The organism is Streptomyces prunicolor NBRC 13075 (assembly GCF_000367365.1).
Taxonomy (GTDB): Bacteria; Actinomycetota; Actinomycetes; order Streptomycetales; family Streptomycetaceae; genus Streptomyces; species Streptomyces prunicolor.
The window spans coordinates 1-17,793 of record NZ_BARF01000079.1; the positions used below are offsets into that span (position 1 = coordinate 1).

General features: G+C 68.5%; 18 protein-coding genes. 4 read left to right on the forward strand and 14 right to left on the reverse strand.

The features are described from left to right. Window positions 1–40 precede the first annotated feature (40 nt). The 5 genes from SPR02S_RS33230 to SPR02S_RS33250 form a co-directional block, all read right to left on the reverse strand. Window positions 41–1,747 carry a bifunctional uroporphyrinogen-III C-methyltransferase/uroporphyrinogen-III synthase gene (locus tag SPR02S_RS33230; RefSeq protein ID WP_078623080.1) on the reverse strand — a complete coding sequence of 569 codons (1,707 nt, stop codon included), beginning with the start codon at window positions 1,745–1,747 and terminating at the stop codon, window positions 41–43. Then, window positions 1,744–2,706 carry a hydroxymethylbilane synthase gene (gene hemC, locus SPR02S_RS33235; RefSeq protein ID WP_026151086.1) on the reverse strand — a complete coding sequence of 321 codons (963 nt, stop codon included), beginning with the start codon at window positions 2,704–2,706 and terminating at the stop codon, window positions 1,744–1,746. Before hemC ends, SPR02S_RS33230 begins: the two co-directional genes overlap by 4 nt. Then, window positions 2,703–4,409, reverse strand: coding sequence for a glutamyl-tRNA reductase (locus SPR02S_RS33240; RefSeq protein WP_019061352.1), 1,707 nt, complete (start codon window positions 4,407–4,409; stop codon window positions 2,703–2,705). The genes hemC and SPR02S_RS33240 overlap by 4 nt, the downstream gene beginning before the upstream one ends. Continuing rightward, entirely contained in the window at window positions 4,406–5,167 is a 762-nt protein-coding gene (locus tag SPR02S_RS33245; RefSeq protein WP_019061353.1) for a redox-sensing transcriptional repressor Rex, read from the reverse strand. The genes SPR02S_RS33240 and SPR02S_RS33245 overlap by 4 nt, the downstream gene beginning before the upstream one ends. Before the next feature lie 247 nt (window positions 5,168–5,414). After that, window positions 5,415–5,663: a glutaredoxin family protein gene (locus SPR02S_RS33250; RefSeq protein WP_020684238.1), complete on the reverse strand. Its 249-nt coding sequence runs from the start codon at window positions 5,661–5,663 to the stop codon at window positions 5,415–5,417. A 105-nt stretch (window positions 5,664–5,768) separates the two neighbouring features. On the opposite strand from SPR02S_RS33250, the gene SPR02S_RS33255 reads away from it, so the two are divergent. The 3 genes from SPR02S_RS33255 (at window position 5,769) to SPR02S_RS33265 (ending at window position 9,252) form a co-directional block, all read left to right on the forward strand. Continuing rightward, window positions 5,769–6,713: an HAD family hydrolase gene (locus SPR02S_RS33255; RefSeq protein WP_052347093.1), complete on the forward strand. Its 945-nt coding sequence runs from the start codon at window positions 5,769–5,771 to the stop codon at window positions 6,711–6,713. 315 nt (window positions 6,714–7,028) lie between these two features. Then, window positions 7,029–7,802 carry an ECF subfamily RNA polymerase sigma factor, BldN family gene (locus SPR02S_RS33260; protein WP_026151088.1) on the forward strand — a complete coding sequence of 258 codons (774 nt, stop codon included), beginning with the start codon at window positions 7,029–7,031 and terminating at the stop codon, window positions 7,800–7,802. 235 nt (window positions 7,803–8,037) lie between these two features. Further along, window positions 8,038–9,252, forward strand: a complete 1,215-nt coding sequence (locus tag SPR02S_RS33265) for a DUF5667 domain-containing protein (RefSeq protein ID WP_019061357.1) — start codon at window positions 8,038–8,040, stop codon at window positions 9,250–9,252. Between the two features lie 123 nt (window positions 9,253–9,375). On the opposite strand, the gene SPR02S_RS33270 is transcribed toward SPR02S_RS33265, so the two are convergent. The 5 genes from SPR02S_RS33270 to SPR02S_RS33285 all read right to left on the reverse strand — a co-directional run bounded on the left by SPR02S_RS33270 (window position 9,376) and on the right by SPR02S_RS33285 (window position 13,063). Next, on the reverse strand, window positions 9,376–10,446 hold the full coding sequence (locus SPR02S_RS33270; RefSeq protein WP_019061358.1) for a lysophospholipid acyltransferase family protein: 1,071 nt from the start codon (window positions 10,444–10,446) through the stop codon (window positions 9,376–9,378). Between the two features lie 14 nt (window positions 10,447–10,460). Next, window positions 10,461–11,522, reverse strand: coding sequence for an NAD-dependent epimerase/dehydratase family protein (locus tag SPR02S_RS33275; RefSeq protein WP_019061359.1), 1,062 nt, complete (start codon window positions 11,520–11,522; stop codon window positions 10,461–10,463). 173 nt (window positions 11,523–11,695) lie between these two features. Further along, entirely contained in the window at window positions 11,696–11,794 is a 99-nt protein-coding gene (locus tag SPR02S_RS60695; RefSeq protein WP_003948845.1) for a 30S ribosomal protein bS22, read from the reverse strand. A gap of 111 nt (window positions 11,795–11,905) precedes the next feature. Next, window positions 11,906–12,118 carry a helix-turn-helix domain-containing protein gene (locus SPR02S_RS33280; RefSeq protein ID WP_004984898.1) on the reverse strand — a complete coding sequence of 71 codons (213 nt, stop codon included), beginning with the start codon at window positions 12,116–12,118 and terminating at the stop codon, window positions 11,906–11,908. 129 nt (window positions 12,119–12,247) lie between these two features. After that, window positions 12,248–13,063 carry a phosphatase gene (locus tag SPR02S_RS33285; RefSeq protein ID WP_019061361.1) on the reverse strand — a complete coding sequence of 272 codons (816 nt, stop codon included), beginning with the start codon at window positions 13,061–13,063 and terminating at the stop codon, window positions 12,248–12,250. A 214-nt stretch (window positions 13,064–13,277) separates the two neighbouring features. Between SPR02S_RS33285 and SPR02S_RS33290 the strand changes: the two genes are divergently transcribed. After that, window positions 13,278–13,721 (forward strand): hypothetical protein, encoded by a 444-nt coding sequence (locus SPR02S_RS33290; RefSeq protein ID WP_019061362.1) that lies wholly within the window; start codon window positions 13,278–13,280, stop codon window positions 13,719–13,721. Window positions 13,722–13,933: 212 nt separating this feature from the next. Here SPR02S_RS33290 and SPR02S_RS33295 read toward each other — a convergent pair whose 3' ends face one another. The 4 genes from SPR02S_RS33295 to SPR02S_RS33310 form a co-directional block, all read right to left on the reverse strand. Further along, window positions 13,934–15,106 carry an acetoin utilization protein AcuC gene (locus SPR02S_RS33295; protein ID WP_026151090.1) on the reverse strand — a complete coding sequence of 391 codons (1,173 nt, stop codon included), beginning with the start codon at window positions 15,104–15,106 and terminating at the stop codon, window positions 13,934–13,936. Further along, window positions 15,057–16,274 (reverse strand): MFS transporter, encoded by a 1,218-nt coding sequence (locus SPR02S_RS33300; protein ID WP_026151091.1) that lies wholly within the window; start codon window positions 16,272–16,274, stop codon window positions 15,057–15,059. Before SPR02S_RS33300 ends, SPR02S_RS33295 begins: the two co-directional genes overlap by 50 nt. Window positions 16,275–16,341: 67 nt before the next feature. Then, window positions 16,342–17,037: a VC0807 family protein gene (locus SPR02S_RS33305; RefSeq protein WP_019061365.1), complete on the reverse strand. Its 696-nt coding sequence runs from the start codon at window positions 17,035–17,037 to the stop codon at window positions 16,342–16,344. Between the two features lie 91 nt (window positions 17,038–17,128). Further along, window positions 17,129–17,773, reverse strand: a complete 645-nt coding sequence (locus SPR02S_RS33310) for an HAD family hydrolase (RefSeq protein WP_026151092.1) — start codon at window positions 17,771–17,773, stop codon at window positions 17,129–17,131. Between the last annotated feature and the right edge of the window lie 20 nt (window positions 17,774–17,793).

Consider the following 17,793-nt stretch of genomic DNA (forward strand, 5'->3'; position numbering starts at 1 on the left):
CCGCCCCCACTCACCGCAACAGAACCCTCAACCCTCAACCTCAGGTCGTACGCCGGCGCCGAGCCCCGGGCCGACGCTCACTGGGCCGAGTAACCGGATCCCCCGCCTCCTGAGCGGCAGCTCTCCGCCGAAGCCCAAAGTTCGCCAACGCCTCGGCCAGCTTGTGCACAGACGGCTCCGGAGCCATCACATCCACCCGCAGCCCATGCTCCTCGGCGGTCTTCGCCGTAGCAGGCCCAATACACGCGATCACAGTCACGTTGTGCGGCTTCCCGGCGATACCGACCAAATTCCGCACAGTGGAAGACGACGTAAAGAGAACGGCATCAAAGCCACCCCCCTTGATCGCCTCCCGCGTATCGGCCGGCGGCGGCGAGGCCCGCACCGTCCGGTAGGCGGTCACGTCATCCACCTCCCACCCGAGCTCGATCAACCCGGCGACAAGCGTCTCCGTAGCGATGTCCGCACGAGGCAGAAACACCCGGTCGATCGGATCGAAAACGGGATCGTAAGGCGGCCAGTCCTCCAGCAACCCAGCAGCGGACTGCTCCCCACTCGGCACAAGATCCGGCTTCACACCAAAGGCGATCAACGCCTTGGCGGTCGACTCCCCCACAGCCGCGACCTTGATCCCGGCAAAGGCCCGAGCATCGAGCCCGTACTCCTCGAACTTCTCCCGAACGGCCTTGACCGCGTTCACAGACGTGAAAGCGATCCACTCATACCGCCCGGTCACGAGCCCCTTGACCGCCCGCTCCATCTGCTGAGGCGTCCGCGGCGGCTCGACAGCGATCGTCGGCACCTCGTGCGGAACGGCCCCGTACGACCGCAGTTGGTCGGAGAGCGACGCCGCCTGCTCCTTCGTCCGCGGCACGAGCACCTTCCAGCCGAACAACGGCTTGGACTCGAACCACGACAACTGGTCGCGCTGCGCGGCGGCGGACCGCTCACCGACCACGGCTATCACCGGCCGGCCACCCTCGGGCGAGGGCAGCACCTTCGCCTGCTTCAGCGTCTGCGCGATCGTCCCGAGCGTCGCGGACCAGGTCCGCTGACGAGTGGTCGTACCAGCCACTGTGACGGTCATAGGCGTATCAGGCTTACGACCCGCAGCGACAAGCTCACCGGCGGCCGAAGCCACAGAGTCCAGCGACGTCGACACAACCACCGTGCCATCCGACGCCCCCACCTCCGTCCAACACCGGTCCGACGCGGTACGGGCGTCCACGAACCGGACGTCCGCCCCCTGCGCGTCCCGCAGCGGAACACCGGCGTACGCGGGCACACCGACGGCAGCCGCGACACCCGGGACGACCTCGAAAGGCACACCCGCGGCGACGCAGGCGAGCATTTCCTCGGCGGCGTACGTATCTAGTCCGGGGTCCCCGGACACCGCACGTACGACCCGCCTGCCGCCCCGCGCGGCCTCCATGACAAGATGTGCCGCATCCCGCACAGCGGGTAGGCCAACGGTTGTTGACGCACCGTCAACAACCGTTAGTTGAGGCGTGCCTGTGCCCGGGAGCGAGCCCGAAGAAGGACTCGGATCCGGATGCACGACGGCTACGCCGGGTCGGGCGTGCGCACGTACGACGTCGAGCACCTCGTGCTCGGCGACGAGAACGTCCGCGTTCGCCAGCGCCTCTACGGCGCGCAGTGTGAGCAGTCCCGGATCTCCGGGTCCGGCACCCAGGAAGGTGACGTGCCCGTGTTCAGAACCGGCGGCGGGAAGAGTGGTGGGGCTCACTTGGCTTGCTCCCCCATCAGACCGGCCGCGCCCTGGGCAAGCATCTCGGCGGCGAGTTCGCGACCGAGCGCCAGTGCTTGGTCATGCGTCTCGGGCACGGGACCGGTGGTGGACAGCTGCACCGTACGCGAACCGTCGGTCGTGCCGACTATTCCGCGCAGGCGCATTTCCTTGACAATCTGCCCGTCGGCCAGCAGGTCGGCCAGCGCGCCCACAGGGGCGGAGCAGCCGGCCTCCAGGGCGGCGAGCAGGGACCTTTCGGCAGTCACGGCGACCCGCGTGAACGGGTCGTCGAGCTCACCGAGTGCCGCGATCAAGTCCGCGTTGTCCGCGGCACATTCGATCGCCAGGGCCCCCTGGCCGGGGGCGGGCAATACCGTGTCGACCGACAGGAAGTCGGTCACGTCGTCTAGCCGGCCGATCCGGCTCAGTCCGGCGGCGGCCAGGACGACGGCGTCCAGCTCACCGTCCCGTACGAAGCCGACCCGGGTGTCGATGTTCCCGCGGATCGGGACCGTCTCGATGTCGAGGCCGTGGCTGCGCGCGTACGCGTTCAGCTGGGCCGTGCGCCGCGGGGAGCCCGTACCGATGCGCGCCCCGCGGGGCAGGTCGGTGAACTTCAGGGCGTCCTTGGCGACGAGCACGTCCCGCGGGTCCTCGCGCTCCGGGATCGCGGCGAGCACCAGCTCCGGGTGCTGCGCGGTCGGCAGGTCCTTGAGCGAATGAACCGCGAAGTCGACCTCACCGCCGAGCAGGGCGTCCCGCAGCGCGGTCACGAAGACCCCGGTGCCGCCGATCTGGGCGAGGTGCTCGCGGGAGGTGTCGCCGTAGGTGGTGATCTCGACGAGCTCGACAGGCCGTCCGGTCACCTGGCTCACGGCGTCCGCCACCAACCCGGACTGGGCCAGGGCGAGTCTGCTCCGCCTGGTCCCGAGCCTCAGTGGTGCCTTGCTTCTCATGCTGGCCCTCGGTTCTTGCTGATCTCAGAGTCTTCTACGGCCCTGGAGACGGAGGCCACCGTCTCCTGGTCCAGGTCGAACAGGGTGCGCAGCGCGTCCGCGTACCCGGCGCCGCCGGGCTCGGCCGCGAGCTGCTTGACCCGTACGGTCGGCGCGTGCAGCAGCTTGTCGACGACGCGTCGCACGGTCTGGGTGATCTCCGCGCGGTGCTTGTCGTCGAGGCCGGGCAGCCGTCCGTCGAGCCGGGCGATCTCACCCGCGACGACCTCGGCGGCCATGGCGCGCAGGGCGACCACGGTCGGCGTGATGTGCGCGGCCCGCTGGGCTGCCCCGAAGGCCGCGACCTCGTCGGAGACGATACGCCGGACCGCGTCCACGTCCGCCGCCATCGGAGCGTCCGCGGAGGCCTCGGCGAGCGACTCGATGTCCACCAGCCGCACCCCGGCCAGCCGGTGCACGGCCGCGTCCACGTCCCGCGGCATCGCGAGGTCGAGGAACGACAACACCGGCGCGGGGCGCGGGATATGGGCGACCGGTTCGGGCCTGCGCCGCTCGGGGATCCGCCCGACCGTGGCGGCCATGGCGGCAAGTTCGGTGATGAGTTCGGCCTCGGCCTCGGGCGTACGCCGGGCCGCCTCACGCCGGTCGAGCGCCGTACCGCCGGCCCAGGCCGCGTGCTGCTCCAGCGTCGCCGCGTCCATCCCGGCCACGGCGGCCTCCCCCATCACGGAGAAGCCACTCGCCGCCTGCACCGCGGAGAGGTCCAGCGGACACCCGTCCTCGGTCCCGACGGACGTCGGCGGAAGCTCTTCCCGCACGACCTCCGCCACGGCCGTACGACCGACCGTGGCGTCCTGCGACACCCGGCCCTCGACCGCTGCGGCGACCGTCTCGGCCGTCAGGACAAGCCCCGTCGCGCCCGTGCAGGACACGGCGACATCGGCACGTGTCAGCTCGAACGGCACCGAATCCATCGGTACCGCGCGGGCGGACACGTCCGTTTCGGGGCTCTCGGTGATGATCTGGGCGAGCCGCTCGGCGCGGTCGGAGGTGCGGTTGGCGACGACGATCTCGGCGACCCCGGCACGCGCGAGGGTCGCGGCGGCCAGCGACGACATGGAGCCGGCACCGATGACCAGGGCCCGTTTCCCCTTGGCCCAGGCCTCAACTGCCGTACCGGAAGAGAGCTGTTGAAGGCCGAAGGTGACCAGGGACTGGCCCGCGCGGTCGATGCCGGTCTCGGAGTGGGCGCGCTTGCCGACTCTGAGGGCCTGCTGGAACAGCTCGTTCAACAGCCGCCCGGCGGAGTGCAGTTCCTGTGCCTTGGCGAGGGAGTCCTTGATCTGGCCGAGGATCTGGCCCTCGCCGACGACCATCGAGTCGAGACCGCAGGCCACCGAGAAGAGGTGGTGGACGGCCCGGTCCTCGTAGTGCACGTAGAGATAAGGAGTGAGCTCGTCCAGGCCGACCCCGCTGTGCTGGGCGAGCAGCGTGGACAACTCCGCGACACCCGCGTGGAACTTGTCCACGTCGGCGTAGAGCTCGATGCGGTTGCAGGTGGCCAACACCGCGGCCTCGGCGGCCGGTTCGGCGGCGACCGTGTCCTGGAGGAGCTTGAACTGGGCGTCCACGTTCAGCGTCGCCCGCTCCAGCACGCTGACCGGCGCGCTGCGATGGCTCAGCCCTACGACGAGGAGACTCATGCCGGCATCACGGCGGGGACGTCCCCGTCAGGGCCCTGCTCGGCGGAGTCGTCACGGCGCGCGGCGGTCGGGTGCGCCGCCTGGTTGGCGGCCTCCTCGCCGGCCTTGCGCTGCTCGTGGAAGGCGAGGATCTGCAGCTCGATCGAGAGGTCGACCTTGCGGACGTCGACGCCGTCCGGGACGGTCAGCACGGTCGGCGCGAAGTTCAGGATGGACGTCACACCGGCGGCCACGAGACGGTCGCAGACCGGCTGGGCGGCACCGGCGGGGGTGGCGATGACGCCGATGGAGACGCCGTTGTCGCTGACGATCTTCTCCAGCTCGTCCGCGTGCTGCACCGGGATGCCCGCGACGGGCTTGCCGGCCATCGCCGGGTCGGCGTCGATGAGGGCGGCGACCCTAAAGCCGCGGGAGGCGAACCCGCCGTAGTTGGCGAGTGCGGCGCCCAGGTTTCCGATACCGACGATCACGACCGGCCAGTCCTGGGTCAGACCCAGCTCGCGGGAGATCTGGTAGACGAGGTACTCGACGTCGTAGCCCACACCGCGGGTGCCGTACGAGCCGAGATACGAGAAGTCCTTGCGCAGCTTCGCGGAGTTGACCCCCGCGGCGGCCGCGAGCTCCTCGGAGGAGACCGTGGGTACCGAGCGCTCCGAGAGTCCGGTCAGCGCGCGGAGGTACAGCGGGAGACGGGCGACGGTGGCCTCGGGAATCCCTCGGCTACGGCTCGCCGGTCGGTGAGTTCGGCCAGTTGCCACGGTGCTCCTGCGGGTAGAGCGGGGCTGTGGGCGGTCACACGTACCCAGACCGCCCCGTCGAAAGCAGGCTATGTCTTTGTGAACGCGTGCACAAAGATGGTGTCCGATTTGCCCGGGCAACGTGACCGGGGTCACGCGCACGCGTCCCAGACGTATTCCAGGGGGCAAAACCGCCACACTCCTCGTAATTCCCGCCCCCGAGACCAAACCGCCGTCGATCCTAAGCGACGTTCGGGTGCGCGTTGAACTACCTGGTCAGTTCCCGGCGCAGACGGGCCTCGTCCACCCGCCAGAAGGTGTGCTGTTTCCCATTGATGAGGACGACCGGGATCTGCTCCCAGTACTCGTCGTGGAGGCGCTGGTCCTCGGTGATGTCCTTCTCTTCCCAGGGGACCCCGAGGTCGGCGCAGACCTTCTCGACGACGAGCTGCGCGTCCTCGCACAGATGGCAGCCGGGCTTGCGGATGAGGGTGACGAGATGACTCATGCACACCATTCTCGCGCCACCGGCGCACTTCTTTAACGGCCCGGTCGCGGAGAGTTCACAGCCTCCGAACCTCTCGGCTCCGGAACCACCGAACAAACTGGCTATGCTCACGACATGGCCGCTCTCGGATGGCTCACTCCCCGTAGGCGCTCCGCCACGGCGCGAAGTGTGTTGGCAGGCGAGGCCTCTGCGGAGGCAGCGCGCAAGTCGTCGCAGGACGCGCAGGACATACAGGACGCCCTCGCGCCGGAAATGGAAGCCGAGGAACCGGAGTTCCCGGTCCTCGGCGACGACAGAGCGGCCGCGTTCTTCGACCTCGACAACACCGTCATGCAGGGCGCGTCGATCTTCCACTTCGGCCGCGGCCTGCACAAACGGAAGTTCTTCGAGACCCGCGACCTCCTCAAGTTCGCCTGGCAGCAGGCCTGGTTCAGGCTCGCCGGCTCCGAGGACCCCGAGCACATGCAGGAGGCGCGCGACTCCGCGCTGTCCATCGTCAAGGGCCACCGCGTCGCCGAACTCCAGTCGATCGGCGAGGAGATCTACGACGAGTACATGGCCGAGCGCATCTGGCCCGGCACCCGCGCCCTCGCCGAGGCGCACCTGGCCGCGGGTCAGAAGGTGTGGCTCGTCACAGCGGCCCCGGTGGAGATCGCCAACGTGATCGCCCGCCGCCTCGGCCTCACCGGCGCCCTCGGCACGGTCGCCGAGTCCGTCGACGGCGTCTACACCGGCAAGTTGGTCGGCGAACCCCTGCACGGCCCCGCGAAGGCGGAGGCGGTAAGGGCGTTGGCGGCGGCGGAGGGCCTGGACCTCTCGCGCTGCGCCGCGTACAGCGACTCGCACAACGACATCCCGATGCTCTCGCTGGTCGGGCACCCCTACGCCATCAACCCGGACTCCAAGCTGCGCAAGCACGCGCGCGAGCTGGACTGGCGGCTGCGCGACTACCGAACGGCCCGCAAGGCGGCCAAGGTCGGCATCCCGGCGGCGGCCGGCGTGGGCGCGGTGGCGGGCGGCACGGCCGCGGCGATCGCTTTGCACCGCCGACGCCGGTGACGCGGTAAACACAGCCAATCCACGAGTCGTACCCGCGTAACCCCCTGTCCAGTCACGTTGGCTGCACACGGCCACAACACGCCCCGGTCCCTGACTGAATTCGGACCGTTCTGATCAACAACCGGTCACTCTGCGGTACTTGATCGGGCGTCAACCGGTTACAGAAGCGACGTAATCGATGATTTGAGCAACTGGGTGTAGCAGCGCCTGCACGAAGCGTTATTCTCCTCAGACGCAATCCGGTACCCCTCCGTCGCTACGACGGGTGAATGTTCCGGTACTGCACGTGATGGAAGCTCTGCCTCTGGGAGTCCCGTGTACCCACACGTCGGGGTTGACGCCTCGGGCCTGGCTACGCTGCGCGCAACGGTCCAAGACCTGTTGCGCGGCTTCGTCCCCACCGCGTACGCCGTCCCCGCCGCCTTCGCCACCACCGCACCCGTAGGCCCGTGCTATGCACTGGCCGATGGTGGCGCGGCTGTTGGCAGACGAGGGCGCTCGGCCGGCGCCGCCACCGCACGCCGTCCGGCCGCTGACAGCGACAGCGCCCGGATGATGGACCTCGTGGAGCGTGCCCAGGCCGGCGAAGCCGACGCCTTCGGCCGCCTCTACGACCAGTACAGCGACACTGTGTACCGGTACATCTACTACCGAGTGGGAGGCAAAGCCACCGCCGAGGACCTCACCAGCGAGACCTTCCTGCGCGCCCTGCGCCGCATCGGCACGTTCACCTATCAGGGGCGCGACTTCGGCGCCTGGCTGGTGACGATCGCCCGCAACCTGGTCGCCGACCACTTCAAGTCGAGCCGCTTCCGGCTGGAAGTGACCACCGGCGAGATGCTCGACGCCAACGAGGTCGAGCGCTCCCCCGAGGACTCCGTCCTGGAGTCCCTGTCGAACGCCGCACTGCTCGACGCCGTACGGCGGCTCAACCCGCAGCAGCAGGAGTGCGTCACGCTCCGCTTCCTGCAGGGCCTCTCCGTCGCGGAGACCGCCCGCGTGATGGGCAAGAACGAGGGTGCGATCAAGACCCTCCAGTACCGGGCCGTGCGCACTCTCGCCCGGCTCCTCCCGGACGACGCCCGCTGACGGCATACGCTCGGTAGCGCCCAACTCGCGCTCAGTGAAAGTCCGTTGAGTTCGCGGTCGGATCATCCGTCGTCCGTAACCCAAGTGCCGCGCCACTCGTTGTGCGGGATACAGGCTCCCTGTGGTCACGACCTGACCCTCCCCGATCACTCGATCGTGTGGATGTGGTCAGGCTGTGCAACCCTCAGGACCCCCTGGGGAGTCGACCGTCATGACGCGAGAGGAGGTGCCGCCAGTGATCGCGAACGTATCGGCGCACCGGCGGGCGAACGCCTTCGCCCAGGCCCTGGAAGAGGAGCAGTCCGACCAGGGCACGGCGGCCGAGCAGTCTCAAGGACCGGCCCCGGCCCCGGCTGCTGCGGAACAGACCGAGCAGGGCCGCATGCTGGCCTTCGCCACCGGTCTCGGCGAGCTGCCCAAACCCGTGCTGGACCCCGAGGTCAAGGTGGTCCAGCGGGCTCAGCTGGTCGCCGCGTTCGAGGCCATGCTGCAAGGCGAGGCACCCGCACCCTCGGTACCGGAGCAGCGCTCCCCCCGGTCCCGGGGTACGCACCGGGCCACCGGTCTGGGCAAGCTGCGACCGCGGTCCCGGCTCTCCAAGGGCCTCGCGGCCGGCGGACTGAGCGTCGGGGTCGCGGCGGGAGCCTTCGGCGGAGTGGCCGCGGCGAGCTCGGGCGCCCTGCCCGGTGACTCGCTCTACGGCCTGAAGCGCGGCATCGAGGACTTCAAGCTCAACTACCTGTCCGACGGCGACGACCAGCGCGGTATGACCTACCTCGACCAGGCGTCCAACCGCCTGAGCGAGGCACGCCGGCTGATCGAGCGGGACCGCAGCGGCCACCTCGACCACGAGCAGCTCGGCGAGATCCGCCGCACGCTCGCCGGGATGACCCACGACGCGTCCGAGGGCCACCGCCTGCTGCACGAGGCGTACGAGCAGGACCCGAACTCGCTGGGCCCCATCCAGGCCCTCTCCGCGTTCTCCCGCTCGCACCGCGAGGCATGGGGCGCCCTGCGCGACCGCCTCCCCGTCCAGCTCGGCGACGTCAGTGACCAGGTCTCCTCGGTCTTCGACGCCATAGACGAAGAGGTCGCCCCGCTGCAGTCGCTGCTCCCCCAGCCCCCGGCGACGACCCCCGGCACCGGCAAGCACCGCGCTCCGGGTACGACGTCCACGGGCGGCTCGACGGGCTCCCACCGCTCGACGGCACCGAGCACCACCGACGACTCCTCCGAGACCAGCCACTCCAGCACCCCGAGTTCGTCCGCCACCACCGGCGACGGCCTCCTCGGTGGCAACACGGGGGGCCTCCTGGACCCCCCGAAGGCCTCCGGCACGGAGTCGCCGTCCGCGAGCAAGCCGTCGATCACTGAGCCGGATGTCACGCTGCCGCCGCTGTTGCCGGGCTTGCTGCCCGGCCTCGGCATCGACAGCGAGGACGCGAATTAGCTCCGTCGGTTCTGCGGTCTTTTGGCTGCGAGCTGGTGGGGGCTGGTCGCGCAGTTCCCCGCGCCCCTGAAAAACGATGGGCGCCCCTCGCCGGAGGGGCGCCCATCGTCGTACAGCCGAAAACTAGAAAAACACCGACCGCCGCTGCACCAGCAACTTGTACAGCGTGTGCTGGATCTGCTCCCTCACCTGGTCCGTGAGGTTGAACATCAGCATCGGATCCTCGGCGGCCTCCGGCGGGTAGCCGGCCGTGGGGATCGGCTCGCCGAACTGGATCGTCCACTTCGTGGGGAGCGGGATCGCGCCCAGCGGGCCCAGCCACGGGAACGTGGGCGTGATCGGGAAGTACGGGAAGCCCAGGACGCGTGCCAGCGTCTTGGAGTTGCCGATCATCGGGTAGATCTCCTCCGCGCCCACGATCGAGCACGGGATGATCGGCGTGCCCTTGCGCAGGGCTGTCGAGACGAAGCCGCCGCGGCCGAAGCGCTGGAGTTTGTAGCGCTCGCTGAACGGCTTGCCGATGCCCTTGAAGCCCTCCGGCATCACACCGACCAACTCGCCCCGGCCCAGCAGCCGTTCGGCGTCCTCCGCGCAGGCCAGCGTGTGACCGGCCTTGCGGGCGAGTTCGTTGACCACCGGGAGCATGAAGACGAGGTCCGCCGCGAGGAGCCGGAGGTGGCGGCCCGCGGGGTGGTTGTCGTGGACGGCGATCTGCAGCATCACGCCGTCCAGCGGCAGCGTCCCGGAGTGGTTGGCGACGATCAGCGCGCCGCCCTCCGCCGGGATGTTCTCGATGCCCTTGACCTCGACCCGGAAGTACTTCTCGTACAGCGGGCGCAGCGCCGGCATCAGGACCTCGTCGGTGAGCTCCTCGTCGTAGCCGAAGTCGTCGACGTCGTAGTCCCCGGTCAGTCGGCGGCGCAGGAACGACAGGCCGTGGGCGACCCGGCGCTCCAGGCCGCCCAGCACCTGCTGGATGTCCTCGTCCGGTGTCTGCTCCGGCTCTTGTTCCTCACGCGTCACAGGAACATCATCCTGCGCGAAGTCCCGCCCCGGCAGGGGCTGGACCTCACGGACCAGCGCGGGTTCGCCGTTCTTGCGCCGGTTCCCCGTGTTCCGGCGCCGCTGCGGCCGCTGCACGCCGTTCGCGCGGGACCGGTCGTCGTCGAACGGAATGACCTTGGCATCCGCCATCGTTGATGCGCTCCTCAGTTGGCGCTCGGCGTCGGGGGGTGGCCACTGCCCGACTTGGACAGCGCGGCGATCCGGTCGACGGCCCCCGAGAGGACCTCCGGCGGCAGCAGCCCCGGGCCCTGACTCCGCGCGAAGTCCGCGAAGGTCTCGGCGGTCGTGTACTTCGGCTTGTACCCCAGCGTCTCGCGCATCTGGACCGTCGACACGACCCGGCCGTGGGTGAGCAGCCGGATCTGTTCCGGGGAGAAGTCCGTCATCCCCAGCGTACGCACCAGGGAACCCGCCCAGGTGACCGCCGGCAGCAGCAGCGGCACGGTCGGGCGGCCCAGGCGCCGCGAGCACTGGGAGAGCAGCAGGACGCCGTCCCCGGCGATGTTGAAGGTGCCGCTGTTGAGCGTGCCCCGCTCCGGATCGTGCGAGGCGATCCGCAGTACGTCGATCACGTCGTCCTCGTGCACGAACTGCAGCCGCGGGTCGTAGCCGAAGACGGTCGGCAGGACCGGCAGCGAGAAGTACGACGCGAGCGGCGAATCCGCCGTAGGACCAAGGATGTTGGCGAAGCGCAGCACGCACACGGCGACGTCGGGGCGGCGGCGGGCGAAGCCGCGCACGTACCCCTCGACCTCGACGGTGTCCTTCGCGAAGCCGCCGCTCGGCAGGGACTTCGGCGGGGTGCCCTCGGTGAAGACGGCCGGGTCGCGCGGGGCGGAGCCGTAGACGTTCGTACTGGACTTCACCACCAGGCGCTTCACCACCGGCGACTTCTGGCAGGCGCCGAGCAGCTGCATGGTGCCGATGACGTTGGTCTCCTTGACCGTGGTCCGGCTGCCGCTGCCCAGGGCGGTGCCCGTCACGTCCATGTGGACGACCGTGTCCGCGCCCGACTCGGCGAGCACCCGCGCGATGGTGGGCTGCCGGATGTCGGCCTGGATGAACTCCGCGCCCCCCAGATGGTGCCCGGGCACGACCGCGTCCACGGCGATCACCCGGTCGACCTCCGGGTCACGCTGAATGCGTCGTACGAACCGGCCCCCCAACTGACGGGCCGCTCCGGTCACGAGCACGACCTTCCCCAAGATCAGCGCCTTCCTTCTGAGTTACCCGTGTGCGGCCAACCTAGCGGTTAGGTGTTGCGCTGTGATGACCGCCCGACCGACGAAAGTCCGGAACATAACTCCGGAACATAACTGTGGCCCCCCACCGAATTCGGTGGGGGGCCACAGGAGACGCTCTCGCTGCGTCGCGTCGCCTACTTCTTGTTACGACGCTGAACGCGCGTGCGCTTCAGCAGCTTGCGGTGCTTCTTCTTAGCCATCCGCTTGCGCCGCTTCTTGATAACAGAGCCCACGACTACCCTCGCTCACTTCTCATCACTCGGTGCTGGGCATCATGGGCCCATACGACCTACAAGGGGCCAGCCTACCCGTCCGAGCGCTGAGGTCGTAATCGAGGTATCGCCTCAGGCTGTCTCCACCCCCACATAACTCTCGCGAAGGTACTCGTGTACCGCTTGCTCGGGGACGCGGAAGGACCGCCCCACCCGGATAGCGGGCAGATGACCGCTGTGCACCAACCGGTACACGGTCATCTTCGACACTCGCATCACCGAGGCGACCTCCGCCACGGTAAGGAACTGAACCTCGTTCAGAGGCCTCTCGCCAGCTGCAGCCATGACACACCTGAACCTTCCGCACTCGACGGTCACCGGCTTCCCCTTCCGGTGACTCTTCGTCGTTGCGTGCTCACTCCCCAATGTAGGGGCGTGTGATGCGAGTGGGGAAGAGGTGCACCCATCGGCGGCCTACTGTGACAGACACGCCCGATTGAGTACGTAGCGGGTAAGCGGGCGGTAGTAAGCGGACCGCACGGCGTCATCAAGTGGAACTGCCACGGACACCGACCCCTCTGCCTCACCCACGAAGAGTGCGGGGTCGTCGGTGTCAGCCAGCCCAATGGCCTCAAACCCCAGCTGACCTGCTCCGCAGACCCACCCGTGGTCTCCGATCACCAGCTCCGGAAGCACCCCGCCGGCCTCCGCCGCCGCACCCAGCACGGTACGAACCGGCAGCGGTGAGTGCGTGTGTGCGCCGGGCTCACAACCGGTGCGTTCGGGGCCCGGTTCACGGACCAGGCCGACCCCCTGGACGTAGTCAAGGTTGTACGTGCGTAGACCGAACCGGGTCGTTATGTCGACAGAGCGACCATGCGCAGGGGTGAGAACAGCACACCCCGCCGCCGACAAGGCGTCCGCCAACGCGGCGTAGAACCCGAGCAGTCGATGCGGATGCCCGGTCCCGAGAAGCACGGCCCCACTCCGTTCCGCTACCTCCCCCAACCGATCGGCGAAGGCGTCCAACGCGGCCAAAGTCCGCTCCGGATCGATCACATCATGCCCGGAAGTGTGCGCCGGGTCGGCCGAAACCCCACACTTGTCCGCCATCAGCCGGATCAAGTCCCCCTGCCCCCAAGTCCATTCGGGATCAAGCCCGATCAACACCCGGGGATCACGGGCGGCGAAAGCCCGATAACTCCGCAGACTCTCCTCCCGCGAGGTCGCCACGGGTCCGGCCAGCCGGGCGGCCAGCAGATGGGCGCGGAGGGCGCCGGTGGTCAACACGGGAGCGATGCTGACGGACCCGGCACCCCGGCACGACGAAAACCCCGGAAACGCCGCGCGGTTGGCGTAACACCGGTGACAGAACGGTGACAAAAGGGGCCACAACTGTCGTACGGCTTCCCGGGTCTCACCTTGCGTGGACGGAACGACCAACCGTCCCAAGCAAGTTGACCAGCAACATCAAGGCGTCATCATCAACTGGGGGAACACCGTCATGATCAAGCTGTCCCGTCGCGCGACAACCGCGGCCGCACTCACCGTCCTGGCCCTCGGCGGCACGGTGGCCGCCACAGCCCCGGCCTCGGCAGCCACCTCCACCACCAAGGCGGCAGCCGTCGCCACCTACAACGGCGCCTGCGGCACCGGCTACAAGGTCATCGACTCCACGCCGGTCGGCAACGTCGGCAAGGTCTTCCTGACCTGGAACGAGTCGACCGGCAAGAACTGCGCCGTGACCATCCGCAACACCCCGGGCGCGAAGATCCACATGGCCGTCGAGCTCAACATCGACATCGACGAAGAGCACAACCCGGTCGTCGACAGCGGCCAGTACACGTCGTACGCCGGCCCCGTCTACATGTCCGCCCGCGGCTACTGCGCCGTATGGCAGGGCGTCATCGGCACAGCCACAGGCGGCGACTCCGGCCACTGCGGCTGACACAGCAGGCCTCGCATCCAGCGCCGGACGGGCAAATCCAGCCCGTTGGGGTCCCCCCTCTGGGGGAGTTTGAGGACGAGGCCGTTCAGGGCCGAGGGGGTCTGGGGGCGCAGCCCCCAGTGATGGGACGGGTAGGGGCGGCGGGGGCGAAAAATCCCCGCGCCACCACCCCCACCCACACCCGTACGACAACCCGCTCCACCGCTGGGGGCTTACGCCAACAACCCCCGCAACGGAAACACCGCCCGCCGCGCCGCCACAACAGCCTGATCAAGACGGTCGGCAGGGTCATACCCCGACTCCCAGCCGGCGTAGGCCACCGGCCACCGCCCATCAGTCATCCGCTGCGGCCCCAACTGCCGCGTCCGAGCAAACACTTCCTGCCGCCACCCCTCAGGAATCACCGCTTCCGGCGCAATCTCCCGCCCCGCAGCGATAGCCACAAGATGCGTCCAAGACCGCGGCACCACCTCCACCACGGCATAACCACCCCCACCGAGCGCGACCCACTTCCCGTCGGCGTACTCGTGCGCGAGCTCATGACACGCGACCTGCACAGCCCGCTGCGCATCCAACGACACGGCGAGATGAGCCAGCGGATCCTCGAAGTGCGTATCGGCCCCGTGCTGAGTCACCAGCACCTGCGGCCGAAAGTCCGCGATCAACTCCGGTACGACAGCGTGAAAGGCCCGCAACCACCCCGCGTCCCCGGTCCCGGCCGGCAACGCCACGTTCACGGCCGACCCCTCCCCCTTCCCCGCCCCGGTCTCCTCCGGCCACCCGGTCTGCGGAAACAACGTCCGAGGATGCTCATGCAGGGAGATCGTCAACACCCGGGGGTCCTCCCAGAACGCCGCCTGGACCCCGTCCCCGTGATGCACGTCCACATCGACATACGCGACCCGCTCGGCCCCCAGCTCCAACAACCGGGCAATGGCCAACGAGGCGTCGTTGTAGATACAGAACCCGGAAGCAGCCCCAGGCATCGCATGATGCAGCCCACCCGAGAAGTTCACGGCATGCAGAACATCCCCGCCCCACACAGCCTCAGCAGCCCCCACCGACTGCCCCGCAATCAACGCGGACACCTCATGCATCCCAGCAAAGGCGGGATCATCCATCGTGCCCAGCCCATACGCCCCGTCCGCGGACTCCGGATCAGCCGAGGCCGCCTTCACCGCCTCGACATAGTCCTCCCGATGAACCAGCCGCAACGTCGAATCACCAGCAGGCTTCGCCGCTACGACATCCACAACCTCATCCAGCCCGAAGGCATCGACAAGTCTCCGGGTCAGGTCGAGCCGAACCGGGTCCATCGGATGGTCCCGGCCGAAGTCATAGCCCGTTACTGCCTCGTCCCACATCAGCTGTGCGCGCCCGCTCATGCCCGTCACCGTACCGGCCCTCCTGCGGCGCGAACGAGCGGGCGTACACCAACGTCACCAGCACCAACACCATCGGCACGAGCATCGCCCCGCGATAACTCCAGGCATCACCCAACGCCCCCACCAATGGCGAACCGATCAGAAACCCCACGTAATTGAACACATTGAGCCGCGCGATAGCCGTATCCGAAGCCCCCGGGAACAACCGCCCGGCCGCCGCAAAGGTCTGCGGCACCAGCACACACAACCCGAGCCCCACCAAGGTGAACCCGAGCATCCCGACCCCGGCCCCCGGCGCCACAGCCACCACACCGAACCCCACCGCGGCCACCACCGCCCCCAGCCGCACCACGGCCACGGCCCCGAACCGCCGCACCCCAAGATCCCCGATCCCGCGCCCGACCAGGCACATCACCATGTAGACGTTGTACGGAACGGTCGCGACCTGCTCCGAACTCCCCAGCACGTCCTTCAGATACTTCGCACTCCAGTTGGAGACGGTCGAGTCCCCGATATAGGCGAAGGTCATCACCAGACACAGCGGCAACAGCAACTTGAAAACAAGCGACCCCGCCTCCGCACCCTCACCCTCGACCTCCGCACCGGGCGCACCCCCGTCGACGTACCACCGACTCCCCACAAAGGCGGCCGGCAACAACACAGCCACAACCGGCAGATACGACACCCACAACGCGAGATGCCAGTGCGCCCCCGCCCACGCCAGCGAGGCCCCCACGATCCCGCCCAGGCTGTACGCGGCATGAAAGCTGAGCATGATGCTTCGCCCGTACGTCCGCTGCAGACTCACCCCGAGCATGTTCATCGAGGCGTCCAGCGCACCCACGCCGAGCCCGAACGCCCCGAGGGCGACGGCCAGTTCGGCCATGCTGTCGCCCGCCCCGACCCCGAGCAGCGCCAGGAGGACGACGGGCTGGGACCAGCGCAGCAGCACGCTGGGCCGTATTCGCTTCACCAGTTGCTCGGTGGTCACACTCCCGACCCCGGCGAGGATCGGCACGGCGGCCAGGAAGACGGGCAGCAACCCGTCCGAGACCCCGTACCGGTCCTGGATCGCCGGGATGCGCGTCACGAGCAGCGCGAAGGTGGCGCCCTGAGCGAAGAAGCTGAACGCCAAAGAGGCCCTACCGCGCCGCAGCACATCTGTCATGGCGGCGAGCGTAAGGGCCCCGGCGTACTCGTGGGTAGATCCAGCCAAAGATGAATTCGGCTCACCTTTACCGAGCGGCGACCAACGAGGGCACAACCGCAGGTGAGAGGGCGTCCCCGCCCTTCAGCTCCGCATCGATCATCTGGGCCATCGGCCCGACGGCGACACCCCCACTGACCACGGACGTCACGACGATCGTCCCGATCATCACGACCGTGCCGAGCCACACCATGGTGTCCACGGGCAGCAGGTACACACCGACGATCCGCGCGACACACTCGGCGAGCAACATCACACCCCACACCAGCGAGAACCGCCGCTCAGCCCGACGAAAGGCCACCGACCCACTCAACAACCGCTCGAACACGGCCTCCCGCTCCGCACTGCCCTTCACCAGAAAGGGCTTCATCCCGGCGGTCATCATCGGCTTCCCCATCCCCACGGACACGAGGATCCCGATCCCGACGACACTGCTGATCCCACTGTCCTTGGCGAGCATCAGCCGTGGATCACCGGCCACGAAACTGAGCAGCACCCCGACGACATTCACGAAGAGAATCAGCACGGCGAAAGCATTGATGGTCCGCTCGGCGACAACCCCCCACCCGGTCCGCACCGCCGGCACGACACTGCTCCACCCCAACGCCGCCACGGTGCCCATCCCGAACCCGTTCTTCAACAGGTAGTAGGACCCGATCGGCACCGCCACATCCGCGAGAAGCGGCCCGAAGTTCTTCCTCATGGACCCCGTGTTCGTCGTCATGCCCTCAGCTTGCCGCGAGACCCCGACCCGCCAGTAGAGCCGATCATCCGGACCTCGACATGACAAATGTCAGTGCCCACGGCGCCTCAGCTCATTCCAACAACCCAACCAACTGCCCCATGTCACCAAAGAGTTGACGGGCCCCCGAAAGCCGCTCGGCCGGAGTCATGGCAGTGAACCCATACACATCCATCCCAGCGGCAACACCGGCCCGCACCCCAAGCGGACTGTCCTCTACGACGACACACCGCTCCGGCGCGACGCCCATCCGCTCGGCCGCGTACAGGAACAGATCCGGCGCGGGCTTCCCCCGCCCCACGTCCTCGGAACTGAACACCCACTCCTCCTCGAACCACTCGTCCAGCCCTGTGGTCCGATGCCCCACCCGGATCCGCTCATGACTCCCGGACGACGCCACGCAGTACGGCACCCCGTCCGCGACCAGTCTCTCCAGCACGTCGACGGCCCCGGCGACCGGCTTCAACTCCCGCTCGAACGCGGCGAACACCCGGGCGTGGAACACCTCGTCGAAGTCGTCCGGCAACCGCTGCCCGGTCCGCTCCTCGACGAGATCGTGGACGCGGTGCATCGCGGCACCCATGTAGTCACGGAGGGACTCCTCATAGGAGGTCGGGTGTCCGAGCTCGGTGAGATAGCCGGCCAGGAGCCTGTTGGAGATCGGCTCACTGTCGACGAGGACACCGTCGTTGTCGAAGATCACGAGGTCATAGCGCATACCGCTGAGCCTAAACGCAG